The sequence below is a fragment of the Gleimia hominis genome, assembly GCF_002871945.2.
Classification (GTDB): Bacteria; Actinomycetota; Actinomycetes; order Actinomycetales; family Actinomycetaceae; genus Gleimia; species Gleimia hominis_A.
The window spans coordinates 802,512-823,278 of the sequence record NZ_CP126963.1; the positions used below are offsets into that span (position 1 = coordinate 802,512).

Consider the following 20,767-nt stretch of genomic DNA (forward strand, 5'->3'; position numbering starts at 1 on the left):
GTGTTCACAAACACGAACTATCTCGACATCAAGATACTTTTAACGTATCAGAAAAGCACACACGCGTCTAAGTATCCGCAAAACCGTGCGGTTTACGGCCCTAACTCAACAGTCGCGTCTCGGGAGAATGCGTCAGATTTTGCGTAAACTCGTAACAATTTCAACATGATGCGTTTGCGGAAATAGGTCCAATGCCTCAAAGTGGTCCACCGCGTAGCCGCGCGAAATGAGATTGTGAATATCGCGCGCACCCGCCGCTGGATCACACGACACCAACACGACGCGCGCCGGAGCAATGCTTGCCAGTGCGGCGGTGACCTCGCGTCCCGCACCTGTGCGCGGCGGATCCAGCACTACTAAGTCGGGGCGCTGCTCCAACTCAGACCAGGCGCGCAGCACGCTGCGGCCATCTACCCGTCCGCTTCGCAGGTCCATGGGCGTGTCCATCCCCCGCAGGTTGTAGCGCGCATCCAAGACCGCTTGCTTCCCACCTTCCAAAGAGGCGAACCGTCCGTATTGCCCCACGGCGTTGGCCAGGAAATAGCTCAGCAGCCCCGCGCCCGAATACAGTTCCAGGACGACCTCTCCGGGCTGGGGTTTCGCCGCCTCCATTACGGCGTGCACGAGGTCGTGGGGCGCTGCTCGGTGTGCTTGCCAGAAGCCGTTCACGTGCACGTCAAAGAAGGTTTCGTGGTCGTGGTACTGAACCTTCCAGGTCGCCACCGGCTGGACGCGCCGCCCCTGGGCGTTGAACACCTGTTTTCCAATGGCAACGCGTCTACCACCCGCGTTTGGCGCCACCGCGCGCACGCGTTTACTGATGCGGTAGCGTTCCCGCCACTTCGGATCCGTAAAGAGCCCCAGGTCGAGCAGCGCTTCGTCCGCGAGCGGCATGGTTTCTATTGGGATGAGTTCGTTGGTTCCTTCGCGGCTCATCGCCAGTTGTTTGTCGCGCGTCACGTCGAAATCTACGCGGGTTCGGCGGTGTAGTGCGAGCCCGGTTTCGTCGCCGGTTGCCGCTTGCACGGCGAGTTTTCCATTCGGCAGGATGTTTTGAATGTGCTTGAGGGTTTTTGGTCCCCCGATGCGTTGCAGCTGGTCGGTGATTACCGCGGATTTCCATTGCCGTTGGGCCGGTTCGGTGACGTGTCCCAGGTCGGCGCCACCGACGTGTTCGGCGTGGGCTTCGGGCCAGATGTGCGGGCGCCGGTCCGGGCTCGTTTTGTGAATGTTCACGGCCCTTGCGAATGCTATTTTTGAGCGTTCTTGGGTCACTTCCGCGTCTACTACTTCGCCTGGGAGCGTGTCGCTTACGAACACGGTTCGCCCGTCTGGCGTGTGCGTTATGCAGGTGCCGCCGTGTGCGGGGCGGAGGATTTCTAGGTTGGTTAGTAGTGTCATGGTTACGATTCCTTACCGTTTGTTTTCCACGTGATGGTACTGACGACCACTCCGGGTTCGCGCATTAGTATTCGCCTGAGGTACCGGTTTTGTCGGTTGTAGGTGCGGGTGCGCAGCCGGGTGCGCAGCTGCGCGTGGGGGACGACGACGTTAACGAGTTGCCCGGGGTGGCCCGCGCGGATGCGGCGGACGTGGTCGATGAAGGCGTGTGCGGAGCGGGTACCGGAAGCCGCTAGAAGCGTGAGGTCGATGTCGCTGCGGCCTTGTTTCCACGCTTGGTACGTATCTTCCAGGTCGCTTCCTCCTTCGTCTACGTGTACGTATTCCACGCGGTATGGGCGCATTGCGGCGGTGAGTTTTGCGGCGTGGATGGTGGCTGGTCCGAAGTCGGGGGCGGCGATTAGGGCGTGGATGCGGCCCGCGTGTTCCCCCAGCGGCACTGGGGATTCGCTTGCGTGCACCCGTTCGTTCACGTCGTAGCGTCGAAAGAGGTACAGGATCACGTATGCGATTGCGAGTAGCCCCACGGCAATCCACGCGCCGTTGACCGCGTCCGCGACCACGGTGGCTACGAGTGCTACCAGTGAGGTCAGTAGCCCGGCGAACGCTCCTATGCGGGCTCGTTTCATAACTCTCCTCTCGTGAGGGTGGCCTTCTAGACGCAGGTTTGTTTTCCAGTGCTTCACCGATGCCCACCGCGTGAGGGCATATGAGACGAATCCGGGGAGTACGACCAGCGGGACAATGGCGTGTACCTGTCCGCTAAAACCAATGAGGATGATTGCGGCGACGGCGGTGTATACCAGTGGGATCAGGCCGGTGTCTCGCATGTCGCGCGAAGCGTTTTCTGGAAGCAGGTGGGCGTGGGAGAGTTCGTCCACCAGGTCAGTGGCACCGTCCACGAGGCTGCGAGCGGCGGTGAGTGCTGCGAGGGCGAGTGCGAAGGCGAATATGCTTATTTGCCATTCGGGTACGCTGATGGCTCGCAGAGCGCCGATGAGTGCGCCGGAGTCTGGCACTAGGTAGTGCGAGTCTACGTCTGCGATGCCAAATGCCACGCCGATTAATAGCAGGCTGATTGCGATTGCGCACACGCTGATGAACACGCCCGCGTTGTAGGCTCTGGGGCGGGTGAAGCTGCGCAGGTCGCTGGTTAGGTGGCGCAGGAAAACCGCGGGTGAGAGGCAGATAGCGAAGCATGACAGGAGTGCGAGTGGGATCGTTGCCGTGTCTTGCGCGGACACGGCTGCGCGCACCCGTTCGAGGGATTCGGACGGCGCCCCGGCGAACACGGGAGCCACGTTCATTGCGATCATGCCGTAGAACACCATGAGGGCGAACGCGATTATCGCGATCGCGGCGGCTAACCGGTAGTTGCGAGTGGTGCGCAAAGAGGCGGTAATAGCTACCGCGATAGCTATGAACAGGGCGATGGGCACTCGCATTGGAGCGGCCGCGGGGACGGCGGTGACGACCGCGAGCGCACCGGTGGCCGCGACTAGAGCGAACGCGGCTGCGTGTTCAACTAGGAGGGCACCGGCATTCAGCACTGCCCACCGGTGTCCGAGAGTGTCGGAGGTGAATGCGAAGTCACCGGTGTGGCGTGAACGCGCGCGGTAAATTCCGGTTGCCGAATACGCCATGATGATCACGAACGGCATTGCAAAAATCGTCATCCACAACGCCCCGGGGATCGCTAAGTACCCGAGGGGCTGCAGGACGTTCAAGGTGGCGTTCGCGTGCCAGAGCGGAATTATTAGGAGCATGCTGGTGGTTGCGCTTGCTCGCGCCACGTTTGCCAGTGGCCGAGTGTGGGAGGAGCGCGTGCGGGCCAGCGTGTTGATGCTCGAGGATTTCGCCATGATGCCACTAGTTTAGCCGCTCAGAAGGGGGAAGACACGCGTCCCTTACCCGTGTGGATTCAAAGTTGGTATTTTAGAGGTGTGCATTTTGTAGTTATGGGAGCCGGACGCGTGGGCACCACGCTTGCGACGCTGTTGGATGAGCGCGGGCACTCCGTGGCTATTATTGACCAGAATCCGGATGCGTTCCGCCGCCTGGATCCCACGTTCAACGGCCGGCGGGTGACCGGCGTTGGGTTTGACCGCGACACGCTACGCCAGGCGGGGATCGACGATGCGTACGCGTTCGCAGCGGTTTCTAATGGGGATAATTCGAATATTATTGCCGCTCGCGTGGTGCGGGAAACATTTGGGATCGACCGGGTGGTAGCCCGGATTTATGATCCGTCGCGGGCTGCGGTGTACGAACGCATGGGGATCCCCACGGTGCCGACGGTGCGGCGTACCACGGAGGCTGTGTTGCGGTGGATGATGCCGCCGGACGCGTGGGTTGAGTGGGTGAATGCGGACGGGCAGGTGTCGTTGGTGCGGGCCCGGCCCACAGCGGCGTGGTACGGGTTGGATTTTGCGCAGATTGAGAAGCTCGTTGGCCACCGGTTAGCGTTTCTCTCTAGGCTTGGCAGTATGCGGGTTGCGGATCCGAGAGACATCCTCCAGGAGCACGACGAACTAGTTTTTGCGATGGCGGGTACCGATTCGGTTCCGGTGCGTGAAGTGCTTACCCGCGACCCTCAGGAGCTGACGTAGACATGCAGATTGTGATTGCTGGCGCGGGTTCAGTTGGCCGTTCCATCGCCCGGGAGCTGTTAGCGAAGGATCATGAGGTCACGCTAATTGACCGCCTTCCAGACCAGATGCGGGTGGCTAGTGTTGCGCAGGCAGATTGGATTTTGGCGGACGCGTGTTCGCCTGAGGCACTGACGGAAGCGCATGCGGATTCGTGCGACGTGATGGTGGCTGCAACGGGCGATGACAAGTCGAACCTCGTGATTTCTTTGCTCGCAAAATCTGAGTTCGGGGTTCCGCGCGTGGTGGCGCGGGTGAATAATCCGAAGAACGAGTGGATGTTTAACGACACGTGGGGTGTGGACGTGCCCGTGTCAACTCCCCGGGTGATGACTGCGCTGGTAGAAGAAGCGGTGTCTGTGGGTGCGTTGGTTCGCTTATTTAAATTTAATGAGGCGGGAGCGGCCCTGTTTGCGTACACGCTGCCGAGTGACAGTGCGGCAAGTGGGCGCCGCGTTGACGAACTTAACCTTCCGGGGGACGCGCGGGTGCTGACGTTGCTGCGCGATGATATTCCGGTTGATCTACCCGCTGATATTAAACTCAAACCCGGGGATGAACTTGTGCTCTTGCTGTACTCCCCCGTGCCCGACCTGCAGCGTGAGGTGGAGGTAGCGCTCGGTGCGATCCCCTCGGAAGAGGGCTAGCAGTACCGCGGAAGAAAGCTAGCGGCCTGGGGGCGGTTACTGTCTCGGGGAGTCAGCATTGCTGGCGGCGAGCTGTTGCGCCGGGGTTTTCCACGCCCTCAAGAACGCCCACGTGGCCCACGCGCACAAAATAAACGGGGGTAGGCCAACAGCGAGCTTCACTACTCCCAGGGCAACTAGCTGTCCGCTGAGCCACAGTGGTAGTTGTGCGGCAAGGCGGAAGGCAAACAGGGCGAACCACATCCACGACAGGGACAAGCCCACGCGTGCCAACGGCCGGTACTGTGCGGTTCGCCACCAACGCGCCGGAAGTTGCCACACGTAGGCGAGAGCCCAGCAAACTATGGGCGTGCGCAACACGATAGTCAGCAGGATCGCTACCGCGTAGACGGCTGCGGTGATTAATCCGATGGCGTAGAAGTTCTCTCCCCGACCGGACCACCATGCCCACACTACGCCCAGCATCACGCCGAACAAGCCCGAAAGCGAATAGGTCACGGACTGGCGGGTGAGCAGCCGCACCCCAATCAGCCCGAGCGCGCACACGGCCGCGCAGATCAACGTGACCTTCAACTGTCCGGTAGCGATGTAGACCACTACGAACATCAGGCCCGGCAGAGTGGATTCCACCACGCCGCGCCAACCACCGACCGAGCGCCACATGTTGAACTCGCCGCCGGCCAGTAGGTCACCGGCCGCGGACTGTACCTTGTTTTCGCTCACAGTTCACGCTCCGTGATCCGTTCATAACTGGGGTTTTGCATTATCATCTGGCGTTCAGACTGCGTTGGGAGCCCTTCAACTCGCAGCACACTTCCCACCGTTATATCCGGCACATTAGTGCGCCCCGACCAGGTGATGACCAACGTGCCCGTCGGGTCTTTCAAATACACGTATGCCTGCCGGTTCGTCCCCTGGGCGGGGAACGTTATTGCCACCACGGTGCCGGCAACGCTCACGTGTTCGCGCGGCACAATGTCTCTGATGTGGGCGCGTGCTGTTCCCACCGCTACTGCGCTTTCGGAAGCTGCAGCGGCAAGATCGACATGGGTGGGCGCGGCTCGTCGTCGCGACGCACAATCAGGTTGTTCAGCAGCGGCTCCACTTCGCGCATCGCAGCTTCTTCATATGCGGCGGGGCCCAGCACGTCGACGCGGAGGAACCAGCGTGGCCCTTCAATCCCGATCACCCGAGAGATTGACGTGCCCACACCCCCGTCTTCGTTACGTACAGGCGCTTTAACTTGCAGTTCGGTTCCCCACGGGCCGTCTATTTCACGCACCCGAACCCCCTGCTCTTTGAGTTGCTCACTCATTTCCACCCTCAGGTTGTCCCACACCCCTCCGCTGCGCGGCGCCGCAGCGACCAGTAATTGTACGGCGGAGGCACCTAGGACAACTCCCAGGTGGGTGATTAGATTCTCATCGCCCGTCCCTTTAATGGCCTGCAACTGCATTCCCGCGATTGCGGGCACGAGTATGGGTCCGAAGTCTAAGTGGGATTCGCTAATTTCTCGCACTTGCGAGATATCCCGTGGCCCGGCCTGCTGTGACTGCTCAGTGGCCGCAGGTGAATCCGCGCGCTGCGCCGACTCCTCCTCAAGCCCGTTCGCATCCGCAGCACTGTGTGACTGCTGGTGTGTCGGCCGGTGTTTCTTCCGGCGGAAAAACCCCATTCCAAATCGCCTCTTCTACGCTAGTAGCGGAACCACTCCATCATCTCAAGGTGTGGTCATTCCGCACAATCAGTGCACACCATGAGCCCGTCTTCCTCATACGCCAGTTGAGACCGGTGGTGTACCAGGAAGCACTCAGAACACGTGAACTCGTCGTCTTGACGCGGCACAACCTGCACCGTCAATTCCTCGTTGGACAAGTCCGCGCCGGGCAGTTCAAAGTCCTCAGCGGCTTCATTCTCGTCCTCATCCACGACATTCGAGCCCGTATCGTTACGACGGCTCTTCAATTCCTCAATGGAATCTTCCGAAACTTCATCGTCATTCTTGCGGGGGGCATCGTAATCTGTAGCCATCGTGTCCTCGTTCTTCCCAGCTGTGTATGCACACAGACGTTACTTTAGATAATAAGGTGTCGCGCCGGGATATTAACACCAAATAGTGTGTCAATGCGAACGCTAAGGCGACACGCGCGCAGTGGAGAAAGTAAAATGGCTCTAATACTGGCATGCTTCACTATGGGGCAAGGGAGGTTGCATGATTGAACTAGAACTGCTCGGTGCCAATTCCGACGGTACGCAGCTAGTTTTCACAGACGAAGGGGGTACGCGCTACACCGTACCTATTGATAACGCACTGAAAGCCACGATTCGGCGAGAATCCATCCAGCTGGAGTCCATGCCTAAGCGTGGGGCGGGCTTGAGTCCGCGGCAGATTCAAGAACTGTTGCGCGCCGGAATGGAGCCCGAAGAGATTTCGTCTGAGTACAACGTGGATGTGGTGCGGATCAACCGGTTCCTCTCCCCGGTTCGGGCGGAGCAGAACTACATTATTTCGCGTGCCCTCCGCGGCCCGGTGGGTGGGGCTGATGACGCCCCGTCGCTACAGGATTTGTGCATCGACCGGCTCGCAACCCGCGGGGTTAGTGCCACGTCGTTTGAATGGCGGGCCTACCGGCGCGGCGACCACCCGTGGGAACTTCAGTTGCTGTTCGTCCAGGATGCGCGCGAGAACCGGGCGACCTGGGAGGTAACCCCGATGGGCCGCGTGGTACGGGCGATTGATGAAGAAGCGCATTGGCTCACCGAAACGGTTTCACCGGCGCAGGCCGCGCCGAACGTTGAACCGCTTCCCAGCCGCTCACACGCGTCTAACCGTCCCGGTGAGTCTGCGTCCGGTGAGGATGTGGAACAGATTCTCGACACCCTCACTGCTGCTCGCGGCAAGCGGATGGGAGTGGAGATTTATGAGGATGAGGATTCCCCTATCGCCCCTATTTTCGCATTGAACGCGCCGGATCAGGAGGATCCACCGCAGTTCCCAGATGAGGATGAGGAACCGGGTGAGGAAACCGCGTCCGCGGATCGCACTGCAACTAGTAGCGGAAATTCTGCGGGTGATGATGCCGCTGCGGAAGACTTCTCCACTTCACCTGGTGAAGCACGCGCTCAGACGGGTGAATCCGCGTCCAAACGGGCAAACCGTCCGTCCCCATTACCGTCGCGGCGAGAGCGGGCGAAGCAACGGGCTCAGCATGCCGGTGAGGATGAGGCACGCTCGGGTTCGCGCAGTGACGACCGGGGGGCGTCCCTACCCGGATTTGAAGGTATTGAAAAGGAGGGGGCGAAGGCCGCAGATTCTGAGCGGCCCCCCAAGCGGCGGCGCAGTTCGAAACGCCGTTCGGTTCCCTCATGGGACGAAATCGTGTTCGGCTCTAAGTAAACGCCGGCGCACATAGCTCGCGGTTGCTGCCTTATCGCAGGTGGCGCCGCGAGTTCTTTCCAGGTAACTACCGCAGACGCAGAATCGGAATGTCGCTCTCCCACGCGCTGTCTGATCCGTGCACGCCCCGCAAGTGGACCATCCCGTCGGGTTGATGGCGTGAATCCACAATAGTGGTGGCGCCCCGCCCCAGCACTAGCGCATCCCCTATCAGATTGTTCCCCGGCCCGTTCCCGATAACGCGCGGCGCATGGGCTTTAGGAACGATCCGTGCGGAGCCACCCAAAACACTGCGCCACCGCTGCAGCACCCCGTTTGGATCGCGGTCCGCATGCAGGTGCACGAACCGGCCCTCCCCCGCAATCGCACTTACGCCATCGCGCAGTTGTGGTTGTTCCGCCAGATCCCAGCGCTCTTGAGGGTCCGCGTCAATCATCCCGTGATCCGCGGTTAACACCGCGCTGTAGCCAGCGGGAAGCCGATCGGTTAGACGCTGCAGGCCCGAATCCACTTCTTCCAGTTGCGCCAGCCATTGCGCGGACCGCCACCCGTACTTGTGGCCCGCGTGGTCTAACTGCCCCCAGTACAGGTAGATCAGTTTTTGCCCCCGGTTAGCTAGCTCCACGGCCGTGTCCACTCGTTGTTCTAAAGTGCGCGCACCGACATGCCGAGTGCCTCGCAATGCTGCCATGGTTAACCCTGAATGCGCGAACTTCGGGTCGGACACCACGGCACTTTCCAACCCGCGGCGCTTCGCCCGCTCCCACAGGGTCGGCACGGGCTGCCACCGGCTCGGCGGTTGCGACGCCCCCTCAAACGAAATCAACACGGTAGTGCGAGCCCCATCTTTCACCGACCACCCCACCATGCGGGTCGCCCCCGGCTGCCGACCGGTGCCAAACGATGTGATTGCCGCCGCGGTAGTAGACGGCAACACGGTGTGGCCCAAGATAATGTCCTCTTTGCGGGCCCGTAAAAACCGGGTGTGGGCCAGCGAATCCACCAGGTTCCGGTATCCCAACCCGTCCACGAGCACCACCACGACCCCTCGTTCCGCACCCAGCCCCAACTGCTGGCCCAAGGCCACCACCGAGGCGCGATTGTCCTCAAGTGGATTACCTAAAGATCGCAATGTGGTGGGGAGAATGTCGGTTATCAGTGGGGCCGTACGCGAATGTGGCATTGATGTCTTTCTGCTTCCTACCGGCGTGGAATAAGTGTTCCTAAGTATTAATTTGCCACAATCTACTTTATGTCGAAAACTGCGTCCAAAGCGTCGAGCGCCCCCATAGCGGAACACATCGTAGAAGTGAACGTGTCGTCTGAAATGCGCACGTCTTTCTTGGAATACGCCTACTCCGTTATTTACGCCCGCGCGCTACCGGATGCGAAGGATGGTTGTAAACCCGTTCAACGCCGGATCCTGTACCAAATGTCGCAAATGGGGTTGCGGCCAGATCGCGGTCACGTTAAGTCCCAGAACGTGGTCGGTGAGGTCATGGGGAAACTGCATCCGCACGGTGACTCCGCGATTTACGACGCCCTAGTGCGCTTAGCCCAACCCTTCAACCTGCGGTTACCGCTCGTGGATGGGCACGGCAACTTCGGTTCCCTAGACGACGGTCCAGCTGCGCCGCGGTACACGGAAGTGCGGTTAGCCCCCGCCGCTTTGGATATGGTGGCGGACCTGGATGAGGACGTGGTCGACCAGGTTCCGAACTACGACAACCGCCTGATGCAACCCGAAGTGCTGCCCGCTGGTTTCCCAAACCTCCTGGTTAATGGCGCGTCTGGGATTGCGGTGGGAATGGCCACGAACATTGCGCCGCACAACCTGGGCGAAGTGGTCGCAGCAGCGTGCCACCTGTTGGAAAACCCGCAGGCGAGCACCGAGGACCTCATGCACTTTATTCCCGGACCCGACTTCCCTGAAGGCGGGATTATTGTCGGAACCGACGGGATTGCGCAGGCGTACGAAACTGGTCGCGGCTCGTTTCGGGTGCGCGCAAAAATTGACGTTGAACGCGTCACGGCCCGTAAACAAGGTCTAGTGGTGACGCAACTGCCGTACATGGTGGGGCCCGAACGCATTATTGAACGCATCAAAGATCTAGTGAATGCGAAACGGCTCAAAGGTATTTCTAACGTCACTAACCTAACGGACCGTCACCACGGGGTACGGCTAGTTATCGAGGTGAAAACCGGTTTCAACCCGCAGGCGGTGATGGCGCAGCTGTACCGGCTCACGCCGCTGGAGGATTCGTTTGCGATCAACGCGGTTGCTCTGGTGGATGGGAAGCCGGAACGGATGGGGTTAAAGCGGATGCTGGAGGTGTACCTAGATCACCGCTTATCCGTCGTCCGCCGGCGCAGTCAATACCGGTTAGATCGGGCGCTCGAGCGCCTACACCTGGTCCAAGGCCTGCTGGTGGCGGTTTTGGATATCGACGATGTGATCGCAATTATCCGCTCTTCCGAAACCGTTGATGAAGCTCGTTCTCGCCTGATGGTGGCCTTTGACCTGTCTGAAGTTCAAGCGGATCATATTCTTTCGTTGCGTTTGCGTCGCCTCACTAAGTTCTCACGCCTGGAGTTAGAGTCCGAACGCGATGAGCTTGAGGCAAAAATTGCGTCTTTGCGCGAGGTGTTGGGCTCCGAAGTTTTGTTGCGCAACATGGTGCGCGATGAACTGACCGAGGTGTCGAAGCGCCTGAGTACTCCTCGGCGGACGATTGTGTTGGAATCTGAGGCTGCGGATCCGACGGTGGCGATCGATACCTCTGTCCCATTGGAGATTCCCGATGAACCCACCCGGGTGGTGCTGACCAACCGTGGCTTGGTGCGCGTTTCGGGCGGGGATGAGCTGGATCTTACGGGCGCGCGTTCGCCTTTTGACACGTTCAAAGTGCAGGTTGGTTCGCGCACACGCGGGCAAGTTGGGGTCGTTGACGCTGCGGGCGTGCTGCATCGCGTGGACGTGATGTCTCTGCCAGCCGTGGCACGGACCGCGCAGAACGTGTCTTTCGCAGCGGCCGTGGATGTTTCCCGCCTCCTGGGCACCCCGGTTGATGCCGTAGGGTTGGTGGATTTGGCTTCGGCGTCGGTTACAGGTTTCGTTACCCGCCGCGGCGTTGTGAAACGGATGCGTCCCGAGTTTGCGAAGGCAGATACGTTTGAGGTAATTCGCTTGGCTGAAGGGGATGCACTGGTCTACGCGGCGCCGTGTCCCGATGAGGCTGACGTGGTGATGATTACTTCCGATGCGCAGCTGTTGCGCACGCCCGCGGCTAAGATTCGCCCGCAGGGGCAAGTGTCCGGTGGTGTCGCGGGGATGAGCGTGTCCGCGGATGCGCAGGTGATTGCCGCGGGGTTTGTGAATATGGACGAGGCGCAGATCGTGACTGTTGCGACGAGTGACGCGGGCCTGTTGGCAGACGCGATGCAGTCGAGCGTGAAGGTTACGCCCGGCGCCGTGTTCCCCACAAAGGGACGGGCCACTAAAGGCGTGCGTGCGCACCGGTTCTTGAAGTCCGAGACGGCGCTGTGCCTGGCGGGGATCAGTGCGGGCACTGCAATTGCATCCGACGAGAACGGGAAAGCGGTATCGCTACCTCCCGTGAATGAGCACCGGGATGGTTCCGGCGTGGGGTTAGACCGCCCGATCGCACGCATTTCCTAACAGCGCCACTGCACCGCGGGGGCACGCAGGCACCGCGTCTGCTTCCTTAGGCTTTGTCGCAGCTGGCTTGCGGCGGATCGTACTGCAGGGTGTAGCAGCGCGTACTGCCCACGGTTTCGAAACCAACGCGTTCAAACACGCCGGAGATTGCGGAGTTATTGATTGAGGCAAAACCCGCTGAAACTGCTTGCATCCCATCTTTTTGCTGCGCGGCCATACTGGCGGCCAGCAGGGCTTGGGCAACAGATTCGTCGGAGGAACGCACCCCCAGCATGTCTATGGTGCCTTCGCGCCACCCCAGCGCAGACCAGTCCTGGGGGTACTGGGAGGCCTTGAGGAACCCCACGAGTTCGTGCCGATCCGTTGACGTATCTACCGCAACAAACGACCATTCGGGTTTAAAGCTCGACCCGCCGATCGTCCACATTTCGTGTGAGGGCGGGCTAGATGCCCCCTGAGATATGGAGATGTCACTGACCAGCTCGTGGATCTTCTCTGGGGCGCATTCCTGCCAGGGCCGTACCGTCAAAAACGGGGTGGGTCCCACTTGTGGTAGGTCACCAGTGAGTTCTGCCCGCATGTCGTAAAACGACCATGCCCACCCGTAGCCCAGTTCATTTAACCGCGGTTCGAGATTCGAATACGCCTGCTCCACGTGGAAGGTAATGGTCTTGCTCGCCCCCTCGTTGCCCAACAGTTCGCGAGCCTGCACCGTTTGCCATTTAACGAGGGCGCCCCCGATGCCGCGTTCGCGCACCGTCGGATCCACCCCACCTAGGCAAATCGCCGTGTTGGGGTCCTGCTCGCGAATATGCACGAAACCGAATGCGCGCAAAATCCCGTCGACCACCCCACCGACGAGCACGCGTTTAGCGGTGGACGTGAAGAAGTCATCCACTTCTGATTCTGAGGTTCGGTACGGCAACGCGTCGTGGCGTTCAATCCGGTCGATCAGTTTCGCCAGCGATGGCACGTCTGCGCGCGTGAGGGCCCGCCACGTCACCTCCACGTCAGGGATATCCGGCAAATCAGGGATACGAGGCAAATCGCAGTCACCAGAGTCATCGGGGGTGCCGTAGCTCTGCGGCATCTGCTTGTCCATTACTTCGCCTCCTCAGAATAAAAAAACTACTGGAACCGTTACTATTCTCTTTTGTTCCGGTGGGTTACACGTCTAGGGAATAGAATACCCGCGCGCCCGCAGGAACAAAGCCGTGTCGCTCGTAGAATGCCATCGCTCCATGCGCATTCTCTTTATCCACATCCAGTCCGTAGCGAGCCATCTTAGATTGCCACGCGGCGTGGATCGAGTGGGTCAGTAACGCGCGGGCGATACCGTGTCCCTGGAACTCGGGCGCAACCCCCAGCAATTCCGCGTATGCTTCGCGGATTCCCGTGCGGATCCACTGCGCGGGGTGGCGCGAAACGAGCAGGTAGCCAGCCAACTCCCCCTCGGGGCTGAACGCGACGTAAGACCAGCGTTTCTCCATGGTGCGACGCGCATCATCCCACCACGCTTCCGCATCCACTTCGCTACCCCAGTGGTCTTTGAACACACGGGTGTGCAGTGCACGCACTTTGTCGTTCGTGTTTCCGTGCCAGTTCACTATCTGGAACCCTTCGGGCACACCAAAGACCTCAGGCTCCCCACTTGTCAGATCCTTATACATCGTTTGGAACGTGCGAATCGGCGAGAACCCCGCGGCCATGTAGAGCCGGCGCCGGTCATTCAGGTGAGCATCAACCATGTTCGACACCCGCACATCCACGTGCGCTTTCGGCCCGTAGTGGCCCGTAATGATCTGGCGGGCGCGCGCATCCTGCCAGCGCAGTAGTGCCCGGCCCACTCCCCGGCCCCGCCACTGCGGATGAATGAATGCATTCACCGTGGCCTGAGCCGCGGTTTGGCGCGACACCACCACCTCTACCGATCCCATCGCGCGGATAATCCCCTCAGAATCACGGCCCACCACCACGTCTTGGATAATGTGCTCGCGAGCCTCTTCCAGCAGGTCAGCAATGTCGTTTTGCGAGAACGATTCTAGGGACTGATCGTGATCGTTACACACCTCAACGAGTTGCAGCAGTTGTCTGCCGTCGGCGGGTTCAATCGGGCTCCACCGCAAGCCCAATTGGGCACTCGGTAAGGGCGCGTGTTCGACTGGTTGCAAAAGGTCGTTGAGATTACGGTTCATGGGCACAATGATATGACAACTCGGTTGTGGGGTAAGAATTATTGGGGTTACGCGTCTATCCGTTCGCGGTCCAATTCTTGCGCCCCAACCACTATGAATTCGCGGCGCGGCGCCACTTCTGAGCCCATGAGAAGTTCAAACACTTTCTCGGCTTCTAACACGGCCTGCTCGTCTTCTAGCGTTATGCGCCGCAGCGTCCGGTGCGCTGGATCCATTGTGGTTTCGGCGAGCTGGTCCGCGTCCATCTCCCCCAATCCTTTGTAGCGTTGGATCGGTTCTTTGTATTTACGGCCCTGCTTGTGCAGTTTCGCAAGTGTTTCGTGCAATTGTTCTTCTGAGTAAGTGTAAATAATTTCCTTTTTCTTCCGCCCAGATTTCGGTACTTCCACCCGATGCAGAGGAGGCACCGCCGCGTATACTCGTCCGGCTTCCACGAGGGGGCGCATGTAGCGGAAGAATAAAGTCAGAAGAAGCGTGCGGATGTGCGCACCATCCACGTCCGCGTCTGTCATCAAAACGATCTTGCCGTAGCGCGCCGCAGACAGGTCGAATGTGCGCCCCGAGCCCGCGCCGATCACCTGGATGATCGCGGCGCATTCGGCGTTAGAAAACATATCGGCAGTTGATTTCTTTTGGACGTTCAAAATCTTGCCGCGAATCGGAAATAGCGCTTGGTGTTCCGAAGATCGCGCGAACTTTGCAGTACCTAGCGCGGAGTCTCCCTCCACAATAAATAGTTCCGACGCGGCCACGTCCGTGGAACGACAGTCCGCTAGCTTAGCGGGAAGGGAGGAGGTTTCTAACGCGTTTTTGCGACGCGAGATTTCTTTGTGCATGCGAGCAGAGACGCGGGCTTTCATCTCCCCCACAATTTTTTCTAGCATCGCATCATTTGTTTGTTTAATATCGCGTTTGGTCGATTTAAAGCGGTCTTTAAAGTATTTGGAAACTACTTTGTTTACGCACCCGCGCACCTGCGGGGTACCCAGCACCTCTTTAGTTTGCCCTTCAAACTGTGGTTCCGGTAAACGAACCGCCACCACCGCCGTCAGGCCCGCCAGGATATCGTCTTTTTCAACGCGCCCGTCGCGCGCAGTCACCTTGTAGCGACGCGGATTCTTTTCAATCTGCCCCCGAATCATTTTCGTGAGGGCCGCTTCGAAACCCTGCAGGTGAGTCCCACCCTTCGGGGTAGCAATGATGTTCACGAAGGTACGCACGTTCGTGTCGTAACCAACGCCCCAGCGCAACGCAATGTCTACCTCGCAGGTGCGCTGCACTTCTACCGGTTCAAGATGCCCGGTTTTCTCGTTCAGCTTCTGCACCGTTTCGTCATACTCACCCTCACCTTGAATATGCATCGTGTCGGTGACAGAGCCATCTACCGCCAAGAAGTCCACGAAGTCTTCTAGGCCGCCCTCAAAGTGCAGGTCTTGTTCAACTGGTTCGGACCCGCGTTCGTCCCGCACCGTGATCCGCAGGCCAGGGACGAGAAACGCGGTCTGCCGGGCGCGTTCCACTAAGGTATCCCAGTTGAACCCGTCGCTGCGTGGAAAAATCTGGAAATCAGCCCAAAACCGCACGGTCGTCCCCGTTTGCGAGCGCGGCGCCTTACCCACCACATCCAAGTGGGATTCGTTTACGAACGGTTGGAAAGGTGAATCCGGGGTGCGAGTGGCCTCGTCATCGAACCGGCCAGGCTCCCCCCTCAAGAAAGACATTTGGTAGCGTTTACCACCGCGGGCAACCTGCACATCCAACCTGGCGGACAGCGCATTCACAACGGACGCCCCCACGCCGTGTAAACCACCGGCGGAACTGTAGGAACTGCCCCCGAACTTGCCGCCCGCATGCAGTTTGGTGAAGACAACTTCCACGCCGGACAGGCCCACGCTTTTAACGGTGTCCACGGGGATCCCCCGCCCGTTATCCGCCACCGACACGGAGTGATCTGGGTGCAACACTACTTCAATGTGGTCGCAGTATCCCTCCAGGGCTTCATCTACCGCGTTATCGATAATTTCCCACAGGCAATGCATGAGGCCCCGACTATCCGTTGACCCAATGTACATTCCGGGGCGTTTGCGCACGGCTTCTAATCCCTCAAGAACGGAAAGATGCCGGGCTGTGTACTCCGATGCTGCGTTAGATGTTTTACTCACCTGGTTATTGTAAGCAATCGAGCGCATGCGGCCCGGTTCCCACGCCCGAAAACGCCACTCTGGCGGGCTTAAAAGCCACCGCTTAGGAGGGCGCCATCGCCCTTCAGCCAGTGGCGAAAGGGTACTTATTCGCGTGCATTTACCCGTTTCTTTTACTTAAATAGAGGCATGAAGGAATCGACTTTACTAGAACCTACGAAGTTGAAAGCATCCGACCGTTGCGATGCCTGTGGGGCACGCGCTTGGGTTGAGGTAGTTATGAAATCAGGTTCACTACTGTTTTGCGCCCACCACGCGCGGGCGCTACGCGACTCGTATTCGAAAACCGCGGTTGCGGTACACGATTACACCGATGAGCTCGAAGCCTAACCCGGTTTCTACGCCGCAACAAAGTGCTCTACAACAATGCGCTTTGCAACAATGTCCGCGATAAAAAGACGCGTGCCACAATCCGCGTTACCGAAAGGTGCCTTGCAATAAGGCGCGCTACATCGGGCCACGCGTTGCGTTAAGCCAGGCGCGTATTAATAGGGCCTAGATCCACAGTGGATCTAGGCCCTTAGTTTTGTTTGAACGCGTAGTTACGTCTAAGCGCGCAAACCCGGCGGGTGCGCCCCGCGGGGCGGCTGAACGCAGTAGACGCGCTACCTCACTTGTGCAGCCTGCTGCTTAGTCGAGGTAGTCGCGCAGCACCTGGGAGCGAGACGGGTGGCGCAGTTTCGACATGGTTTTCGATTCGATCTGTCGAATCCGCTCGCGCGTAACGCCGTAGACCTTCCCGATCTCATCCAGCGTCTTTGGCTGCCCATCCCCGAGCCCGAATCGCATCGACACTACCCCAGCTTCTCGCTCAGACAGCGTGTCTAACACGCGGTGCAGTTGTTCTTGCAGCAGTGTGAACGATACGGCATCGGTGGGCACAATCGCCTCGGAGTCTTCAATCAGGTCACCGAACTCCGAATCCCCATCTTCGCCAAGTGGGGTGTGCAGTGAAATGGGTTCACGCCCGTATTTCTGCACCTCCACCACGCGCTCAGGCGTCATGTCGAGTTCTTCCGCCAACTCCTCTGGAGTGGGTTCCCGGCCCAGGTCCTGCAGCATTTGCCGCTGTACGCGCGCCAGCTTATTGATGACCTCCACCATGTGCACAGGAATCCGGATTGTCCGCGCCTGGTCCGCCATCGCCCGGGTGATTGCCTGGCGGATCCACCAGGTTGCGTACGTAGAAAACTTGTAGCCTTTTGCGTAGTCGAACTTCTCAACCGCGCGGATCAGCCCCAGGTTCCCCTCTTGGATCAGATCCAGGAACAGCATGCCGCGGCCCGTGTACCGTTTCGCCAGCGACACCACCAGCCTGAGGTTTGCTTCCAGCAAGTGGTTCTTAGCTAGCTGCCCGTCTTGCACCAAGATCTGGTATTCACGGCGTAACCGCGAAGGGATTTCGTTTCCGCCGCGTTTAATTTTCTGCTCTGCGAACAGCCCCGCTTCAATCCGGCGCGCCAGGTCCACTTCCTCTTCTGCGGTCAGCAGCGCTACTTTACCGATTTGCTTGAGGTAGTCCTTAACCGGATCCGCGGTAGCACCGGCCACCGTAACTTTCTGCACGGGCTCGTCCGTGTCGTCAGAGTCCGAGACCACGAACCCACCGGACTTCTGCGCTTCCTGGTGTTCTTTCTCTTTTTGTTTGCGCCGCCCCCGCGCTGTTCTCGGGTTGTCGTCGTCGTCCTCGTCTTCTTCACCCTCGTCCGAGTCGGAGTTTTCCTCCTCATCCTCGTCTATTTCGAGGTCCTCGATTTCTTCGTCTTCAAGCTCATCTAGTTGAGGGTCGCGCTCCTCTTCTTCGTTCGCGTCCTCAACGTCTTGCGTCCGGTCTTTTACCGGCTCCTCACTAGCAGTTTTCTTCTTCGAAGCCCTCTTTTTAGAACTTCCACCAGTAGCTTTCGCCGTAGATTTCTTCGCGGCAGTCTTCTTAGTGGTTTTCTTACCGGTAGTTTTCTTAGCCGCACTCTTCTTAGCAGACTTCTTCGGAGCATCTTTACTTGCCGCAGATTCCGCCGCAGTTTCCTTAGTTGCAGCGCTTGTTTTCGCCGCTGACTTTTTCTTAGTTGTCTTCTTCGCAGCCGATGTCTTCTTCGCAGCCGATGTCTTCTTCGCAGCCGTAGTTTTCTTAGTAGATTTGGATTTGCCCGCCTGCGTTTTCGCGGTCTTCGTGTCAGCTGCCTTGGTGGACGCAGTTTTAGCGGCTGTTTTCTTCGTGGTTGGTTTCTTAGCTGTTTTAGACTTCGCCGGTTCCTTCTTCGCCGTTGACTTAGCTTGCTGAGGGGTGGTGCTCGTCTTCTGGGCGTTCTCGTCTGCCCGTTTCTTAGACGTCGTCTTAGTGCTCTTTGAAGCAGTAGTCACGAAATCAACCTTTCCGCAGTTGACCTAGAAAGTTCTGTTGCGCAAGATGGGATATCTTGGGCGCGTTAAACTGATGAGTGGACAATCGCATACAATTGTAATCATCCGCACGCCATATCCGCCACTTTGAGCGCTATTATCGGCTAACCGCGAACGCGATTGTAACTACTTCTACGGCGAACCGAAACCACTCGGTTACTAACTAACCGGGGTTACTCGTCTTCTAAAACGTGTTCCGTAGTGGTCACCACCGGGCATGGGGCGTCGAGCAGGATTCGGGTTGCGTTATCTCCCATGTACGTATGTTTTGACCCGCCGCGGCGCAATCCCAAGACGATCAGATCCACGTCTGTTGCAACTGCGGTGTCGAGTACGGATTCGGAAACGGTTTTGTCGGCGGTAGCGCTTATAACTTTAAAGGGGATGGTGGTGCCCTCTAGAGCTTCCCAAAGTCGGTCGTGGGCGTTCGAGACAGTGCGCTTATCCCCTTTGGAGAAGCGGGCTGCTACCACTATCACCAGGTGGGTGCGGCGCAGGTGCGCTAGTTGCAGCGCTAGTTTCAAGGCTGCGTCCGACTCGGCATTACCGTGGTAGCTGATTAACACGGACATGGGTTCCCCCTAATCAATACTCGATTCGTATCTATTAGGGTAGCTTTGTAATCATGAGTTCGCATGAATCCGACCGGAATATAGAATTCTCTTCCGATTTCGTAACCGACTTTGCAAGCGGCGTTCACGAGCGCACGCTCGCCTTTTTTGAGCAGCAGCAAACTCGCTGGTTAGAACACCCTGAGCGCGAGGAGTTCTTGCGTTTAGCCAGGCTTTACCTCGGGGAGGGAAAAGCTCTGCGGGCACTGTGTGTGAACATTGGTGCGTATATTACGGGCGCCGCACCTTTCGGGCAGGACCCTGTGGCACAGGCCCTGGGGGTGGCAACTGAGATCTACCAGGCATCTGCCCTGGTGCATGACGATGTCATTGACGCGGCTGGCACGCGGCGCGGTCATGCTTCGCTTCACGCCGAGGCCGCGGCCAGTTACGGTGTGGACACCGGGGAGCACATGGCGATCCTCGTTGGCGATTTCCTGCTGTCTTTAAACCACTTGGCGACAGCACACGCCACTTTAGGCCTAGACGCTGAGGTAGCCGCGCGCGTGCATAGTTACATGGCGACGATGACTGCTGAGGTTGCCTGGGGACAGTACTTGGACATCCTCACTGAGCAGGCGCCGCTAGCGGATCCGGATGCGTTGGAAGAGGAGGTTAAAACAGTTATTGCCTTGAAATCTGGGGATTATTCTGCGATGCGCCCCCTCGCACTAGGAGCTTTAGTTAACGAACCGGCGGACAGCCTGGTCGTGAAGAAGCTCGAGGAAGTGGGCCGCTATTGGGGTATCGCGTTTCAGATGCGTGACGATGCCCTCGGTATGTTCGGTGACGAGGATCAGACTGGTAAGCCCACTGGCAACGACGTGTTGGAGGGCAAACGCACCGTTTTGATAGCACTGGCACTGCAGCGGGCGAACGCGGCTGAACGCGAAATTATTGAAACGACGCTGGGCCGGGCGGATGCTACTGCGCAAGAGGTTGCGCGCGTACGCCGTATCTGTCAAACAACTGGGGCCACCCGCGTGCACGAAGCGATGATTCGTCAGTACACGGAAAAAGGCGCGCAGATTGCCCGCACCCTCAAATTAGATGGGCCGCGCGAGCACGCGCTCTTAGAACTTGGCCGGATCCTCACGCAGCGCGCCTCCTAGTCACGCGAGTTAGAGAACCTAGAAGGCAAGTGGGATGATCGCTGCCCGCACGGCGTGCACTTCGTCTGCGGCAAGCATGTCCAAGGGACGGCGATCATTTAGGCTCTCCTGAGGGCTGAGCATCCATTGCGCCGCTTCTTCATCAGAAAAACCAGCGTCCGCCAGCATCGTGAGCGTTCCCATTATGCTGGGGCGGGGAATCCACCCGTTCTCGCTTTTCACCAGGCACTGCGCGGGAACCATCGCAACCTTATCTTTGCGTACTTTCATGAGTTCGCGGCGAGCCCAAAGCTGCTTGATTCGCGTTTGCGGCAACCCGAGTAGTCGCGCAGTTTCCGCTACCGTTAGAAAATCGTCCATACCCCCATTTTAACGAATTCACCGTTTCCATTCCGCAACGATTTGAAGGGGGTTTCCGCTTCGGCGCTTTGGCGGGTACTCAGGCTCGCCGCCGTACATCTGAGCCTTCGCCGTTA

The 20,767-nt window shown here is 58.8% G+C and carries 19 protein-coding genes; 6 read left to right on the forward strand and 13 right to left on the reverse strand.

Annotated features, from left to right (window positions below; translation table 11 throughout):
• Positions 1-132: 132 nt before the first annotated feature.
• Complete coding sequence (locus CJ187_RS03610; RefSeq protein WP_102215716.1) at positions 133-1,401, reverse strand: class I SAM-dependent RNA methyltransferase; 1,269 nt, start codon at positions 1,399-1,401, stop codon at positions 133-135.
• 2 nt (positions 1,402-1,403) lie between these two features.
• Positions 1,404-3,263 carry an amino acid permease gene (locus CJ187_RS03615; RefSeq protein ID WP_146003035.1) on the reverse strand — a complete coding sequence of 620 codons (1,860 nt, stop codon included), beginning with the start codon at positions 3,261-3,263 and terminating at the stop codon, positions 1,404-1,406.
• Positions 3,264-3,359: 96 nt separating this feature from the next.
• Here CJ187_RS03615 and CJ187_RS03620 point away from each other — a divergent pair, with 96 nt between their 5' ends.
• On the forward strand, positions 3,360-4,010 hold the full coding sequence (locus tag CJ187_RS03620) for a potassium channel family protein (protein WP_102215714.1): 651 nt from the start codon (positions 3,360-3,362) through the stop codon (positions 4,008-4,010).
• A gap of 2 nt (positions 4,011-4,012) precedes the next feature.
• Entirely contained in the window at positions 4,013-4,696 is a 684-nt protein-coding gene (locus tag CJ187_RS03625) for a potassium channel family protein (RefSeq protein ID WP_102215713.1), read from the forward strand.
• A gap of 36 nt (positions 4,697-4,732) precedes the next feature.
• On the opposite strand, the gene CJ187_RS03630 is transcribed toward CJ187_RS03625, so the two are convergent.
• From CJ187_RS03630 to CJ187_RS03645, 4 genes are read right to left on the reverse strand one after another with little or no spacing between them, the layout of a single operon-like run.
• A complete protein-coding gene (locus CJ187_RS03630; protein WP_233187271.1) occupies positions 4,733-5,419 on the reverse strand; it encodes a DUF3159 domain-containing protein in 687 nt (228 codons plus the stop codon).
• Positions 5,416-5,703 (reverse strand): OB-fold nucleic acid binding domain-containing protein, encoded by a 288-nt coding sequence (locus CJ187_RS03635; protein ID WP_102215712.1) that lies wholly within the window; start codon positions 5,701-5,703, stop codon positions 5,416-5,418. The genes CJ187_RS03630 and CJ187_RS03635 overlap by 4 nt, the downstream gene beginning before the upstream one ends.
• Positions 5,704-5,705: 2 nt before the next feature.
• Positions 5,706-6,371, reverse strand: a complete 666-nt coding sequence (locus CJ187_RS03640) for a DUF3710 domain-containing protein (RefSeq protein WP_102215711.1) — start codon at positions 6,369-6,371, stop codon at positions 5,706-5,708.
• 56 nt (positions 6,372-6,427) lie between these two features.
• On the reverse strand, positions 6,428-6,727 hold the full coding sequence (locus CJ187_RS03645) for a DUF4193 domain-containing protein (protein ID WP_102215710.1): 300 nt from the start codon (positions 6,725-6,727) through the stop codon (positions 6,428-6,430).
• Positions 6,728-6,908: 181 nt separating this feature from the next.
• Between CJ187_RS03645 and sepH the strand changes: the two genes are divergently transcribed.
• Positions 6,909-8,093 (forward strand): septation protein SepH, encoded by a 1,185-nt coding sequence (sepH, locus tag CJ187_RS03650; RefSeq protein ID WP_102215709.1) that lies wholly within the window; start codon positions 6,909-6,911, stop codon positions 8,091-8,093.
• 67 nt (positions 8,094-8,160) lie between these two features.
• Here the strand turns inward: sepH and CJ187_RS03655 are convergent, their stop codons facing one another.
• Positions 8,161-9,276 carry an alkaline phosphatase family protein gene (locus CJ187_RS03655; RefSeq protein WP_102215708.1) on the reverse strand — a complete coding sequence of 372 codons (1,116 nt, stop codon included), beginning with the start codon at positions 9,274-9,276 and terminating at the stop codon, positions 8,161-8,163.
• A 69-nt stretch (positions 9,277-9,345) separates the two neighbouring features.
• Here CJ187_RS03655 and CJ187_RS03660 point away from each other — a divergent pair, with 69 nt between their 5' ends.
• Positions 9,346-11,772 carry a DNA gyrase/topoisomerase IV subunit A gene (locus CJ187_RS03660; protein WP_102215707.1) on the forward strand — a complete coding sequence of 809 codons (2,427 nt, stop codon included), beginning with the start codon at positions 9,346-9,348 and terminating at the stop codon, positions 11,770-11,772.
• A 46-nt stretch (positions 11,773-11,818) separates the two neighbouring features.
• Here the strand turns inward: CJ187_RS03660 and CJ187_RS03665 are convergent, their stop codons facing one another.
• The 3 genes from CJ187_RS03665 to CJ187_RS03675 all read right to left on the reverse strand — a co-directional run bounded on the left by CJ187_RS03665 (position 11,819) and on the right by CJ187_RS03675 (position 16,156).
• Complete coding sequence (locus tag CJ187_RS03665) at positions 11,819-12,874, reverse strand: GNAT family N-acetyltransferase (protein WP_102215706.1); 1,056 nt, start codon at positions 12,872-12,874, stop codon at positions 11,819-11,821.
• A gap of 64 nt (positions 12,875-12,938) precedes the next feature.
• The gene (locus CJ187_RS03670; RefSeq protein WP_102215705.1) at positions 12,939-13,967 is read right to left on the reverse strand and encodes a GNAT family N-acetyltransferase; all 1,029 of its coding nucleotides are present in this window, start codon (positions 13,965-13,967) and stop codon (positions 12,939-12,941) included.
• Between the two features lie 47 nt (positions 13,968-14,014).
• Positions 14,015-16,156: a DNA gyrase/topoisomerase IV subunit B gene (locus CJ187_RS03675; protein ID WP_102215704.1), complete on the reverse strand. Its 2,142-nt coding sequence runs from the start codon at positions 16,154-16,156 to the stop codon at positions 14,015-14,017.
• 141 nt (positions 16,157-16,297) lie between these two features.
• On the opposite strand from CJ187_RS03675, the gene CJ187_RS03680 reads away from it, so the two are divergent.
• Positions 16,298-16,498, forward strand: coding sequence for a DUF7455 domain-containing protein (locus tag CJ187_RS03680; RefSeq protein WP_102215703.1), 201 nt, complete (start codon positions 16,298-16,300; stop codon positions 16,496-16,498).
• Between the two features lie 300 nt (positions 16,499-16,798).
• Here the strand turns inward: CJ187_RS03680 and CJ187_RS03685 are convergent, their stop codons facing one another.
• Positions 16,799-18,529 (reverse strand): RNA polymerase sigma factor, encoded by a 1,731-nt coding sequence (locus CJ187_RS03685; RefSeq protein ID WP_102215702.1) that lies wholly within the window; start codon positions 18,527-18,529, stop codon positions 16,799-16,801.
• Positions 18,530-18,741: 212 nt separating this feature from the next.
• Entirely contained in the window at positions 18,742-19,140 is a 399-nt protein-coding gene (locus CJ187_RS03690) for a universal stress protein (protein WP_102215701.1), read from the reverse strand.
• 53 nt (positions 19,141-19,193) lie between these two features.
• Between CJ187_RS03690 and CJ187_RS03695 the strand changes: the two genes are divergently transcribed.
• Positions 19,194-20,291: a polyprenyl synthetase family protein gene (locus tag CJ187_RS03695; RefSeq protein ID WP_102215700.1), complete on the forward strand. Its 1,098-nt coding sequence runs from the start codon at positions 19,194-19,196 to the stop codon at positions 20,289-20,291.
• An 18-nt stretch (positions 20,292-20,309) separates the two neighbouring features.
• Here CJ187_RS03695 and CJ187_RS03700 read toward each other — a convergent pair whose 3' ends face one another.
• A complete protein-coding gene (locus tag CJ187_RS03700; protein WP_102215699.1) occupies positions 20,310-20,651 on the reverse strand; it encodes an Rv2175c family DNA-binding protein in 342 nt (113 codons plus the stop codon).
• Positions 20,652-20,767: the final 116 nt, after the last annotated feature.

Coding starts and splice junctions, on each gene's coding strand:
- CJ187_RS03610 (WP_102215716.1), bottom strand. CDS start 1,401: ATGACACTACTAACCAACCTAGAAATCCTCCGCCCCGCACACGGCGGC.
- CJ187_RS03615 (WP_146003035.1), bottom strand. CDS start 3,263: ATGGCGAAATCCTCGAGCATCAACACGCTGGCCCGCACGCGCTCCTCC.
- CJ187_RS03620 (WP_102215714.1), top strand. CDS start 3,360: ATGGGAGCCGGACGCGTGGGCACCACGCTTGCGACGCTGTTGGATGAG.
- CJ187_RS03625 (WP_102215713.1), top strand. CDS start 4,013: ATGCAGATTGTGATTGCTGGCGCGGGTTCAGTTGGCCGTTCCATCGCC.
- CJ187_RS03640 (WP_102215711.1), bottom strand. CDS start 6,371: ATGGGGTTTTTCCGCCGGAAGAAACACCGGCCGACACACCAGCAGTCA.
- CJ187_RS03645 (WP_102215710.1), bottom strand. CDS start 6,727: ATGGCTACAGATTACGATGCCCCCCGCAAGAATGACGATGAAGTTTCG.
- sepH (WP_102215709.1), top strand. CDS start 6,909: ATGATTGAACTAGAACTGCTCGGTGCCAATTCCGACGGTACGCAGCTA.
- CJ187_RS03655 (WP_102215708.1), bottom strand. CDS start 9,276: ATGCCACATTCGCGTACGGCCCCACTGATAACCGACATTCTCCCCACC.
- CJ187_RS03660 (WP_102215707.1), top strand. CDS start 9,346: ATGTCGAAAACTGCGTCCAAAGCGTCGAGCGCCCCCATAGCGGAACAC.
- CJ187_RS03665 (WP_102215706.1), bottom strand. CDS start 12,874: ATGGACAAGCAGATGCCGCAGAGCTACGGCACCCCCGATGACTCTGGT.
- CJ187_RS03670 (WP_102215705.1), bottom strand. CDS start 13,967: ATGAACCGTAATCTCAACGACCTTTTGCAACCAGTCGAACACGCGCCC.
- CJ187_RS03675 (WP_102215704.1), bottom strand. CDS start 16,156: ATGCGCTCGATTGCTTACAATAACCAGGTGAGTAAAACATCTAACGCA.
- CJ187_RS03680 (WP_102215703.1), top strand. CDS start 16,298: ATGAAGGAATCGACTTTACTAGAACCTACGAAGTTGAAAGCATCCGAC.
- CJ187_RS03690 (WP_102215701.1), bottom strand. CDS start 19,140: ATGTCCGTGTTAATCAGCTACCACGGTAATGCCGAGTCGGACGCAGCC.
- CJ187_RS03695 (WP_102215700.1), top strand. CDS start 19,194: ATGAGTTCGCATGAATCCGACCGGAATATAGAATTCTCTTCCGATTTC.
- CJ187_RS03700 (WP_102215699.1), bottom strand. CDS start 20,651: ATGGACGATTTTCTAACGGTAGCGGAAACTGCGCGACTACTCGGGTTG.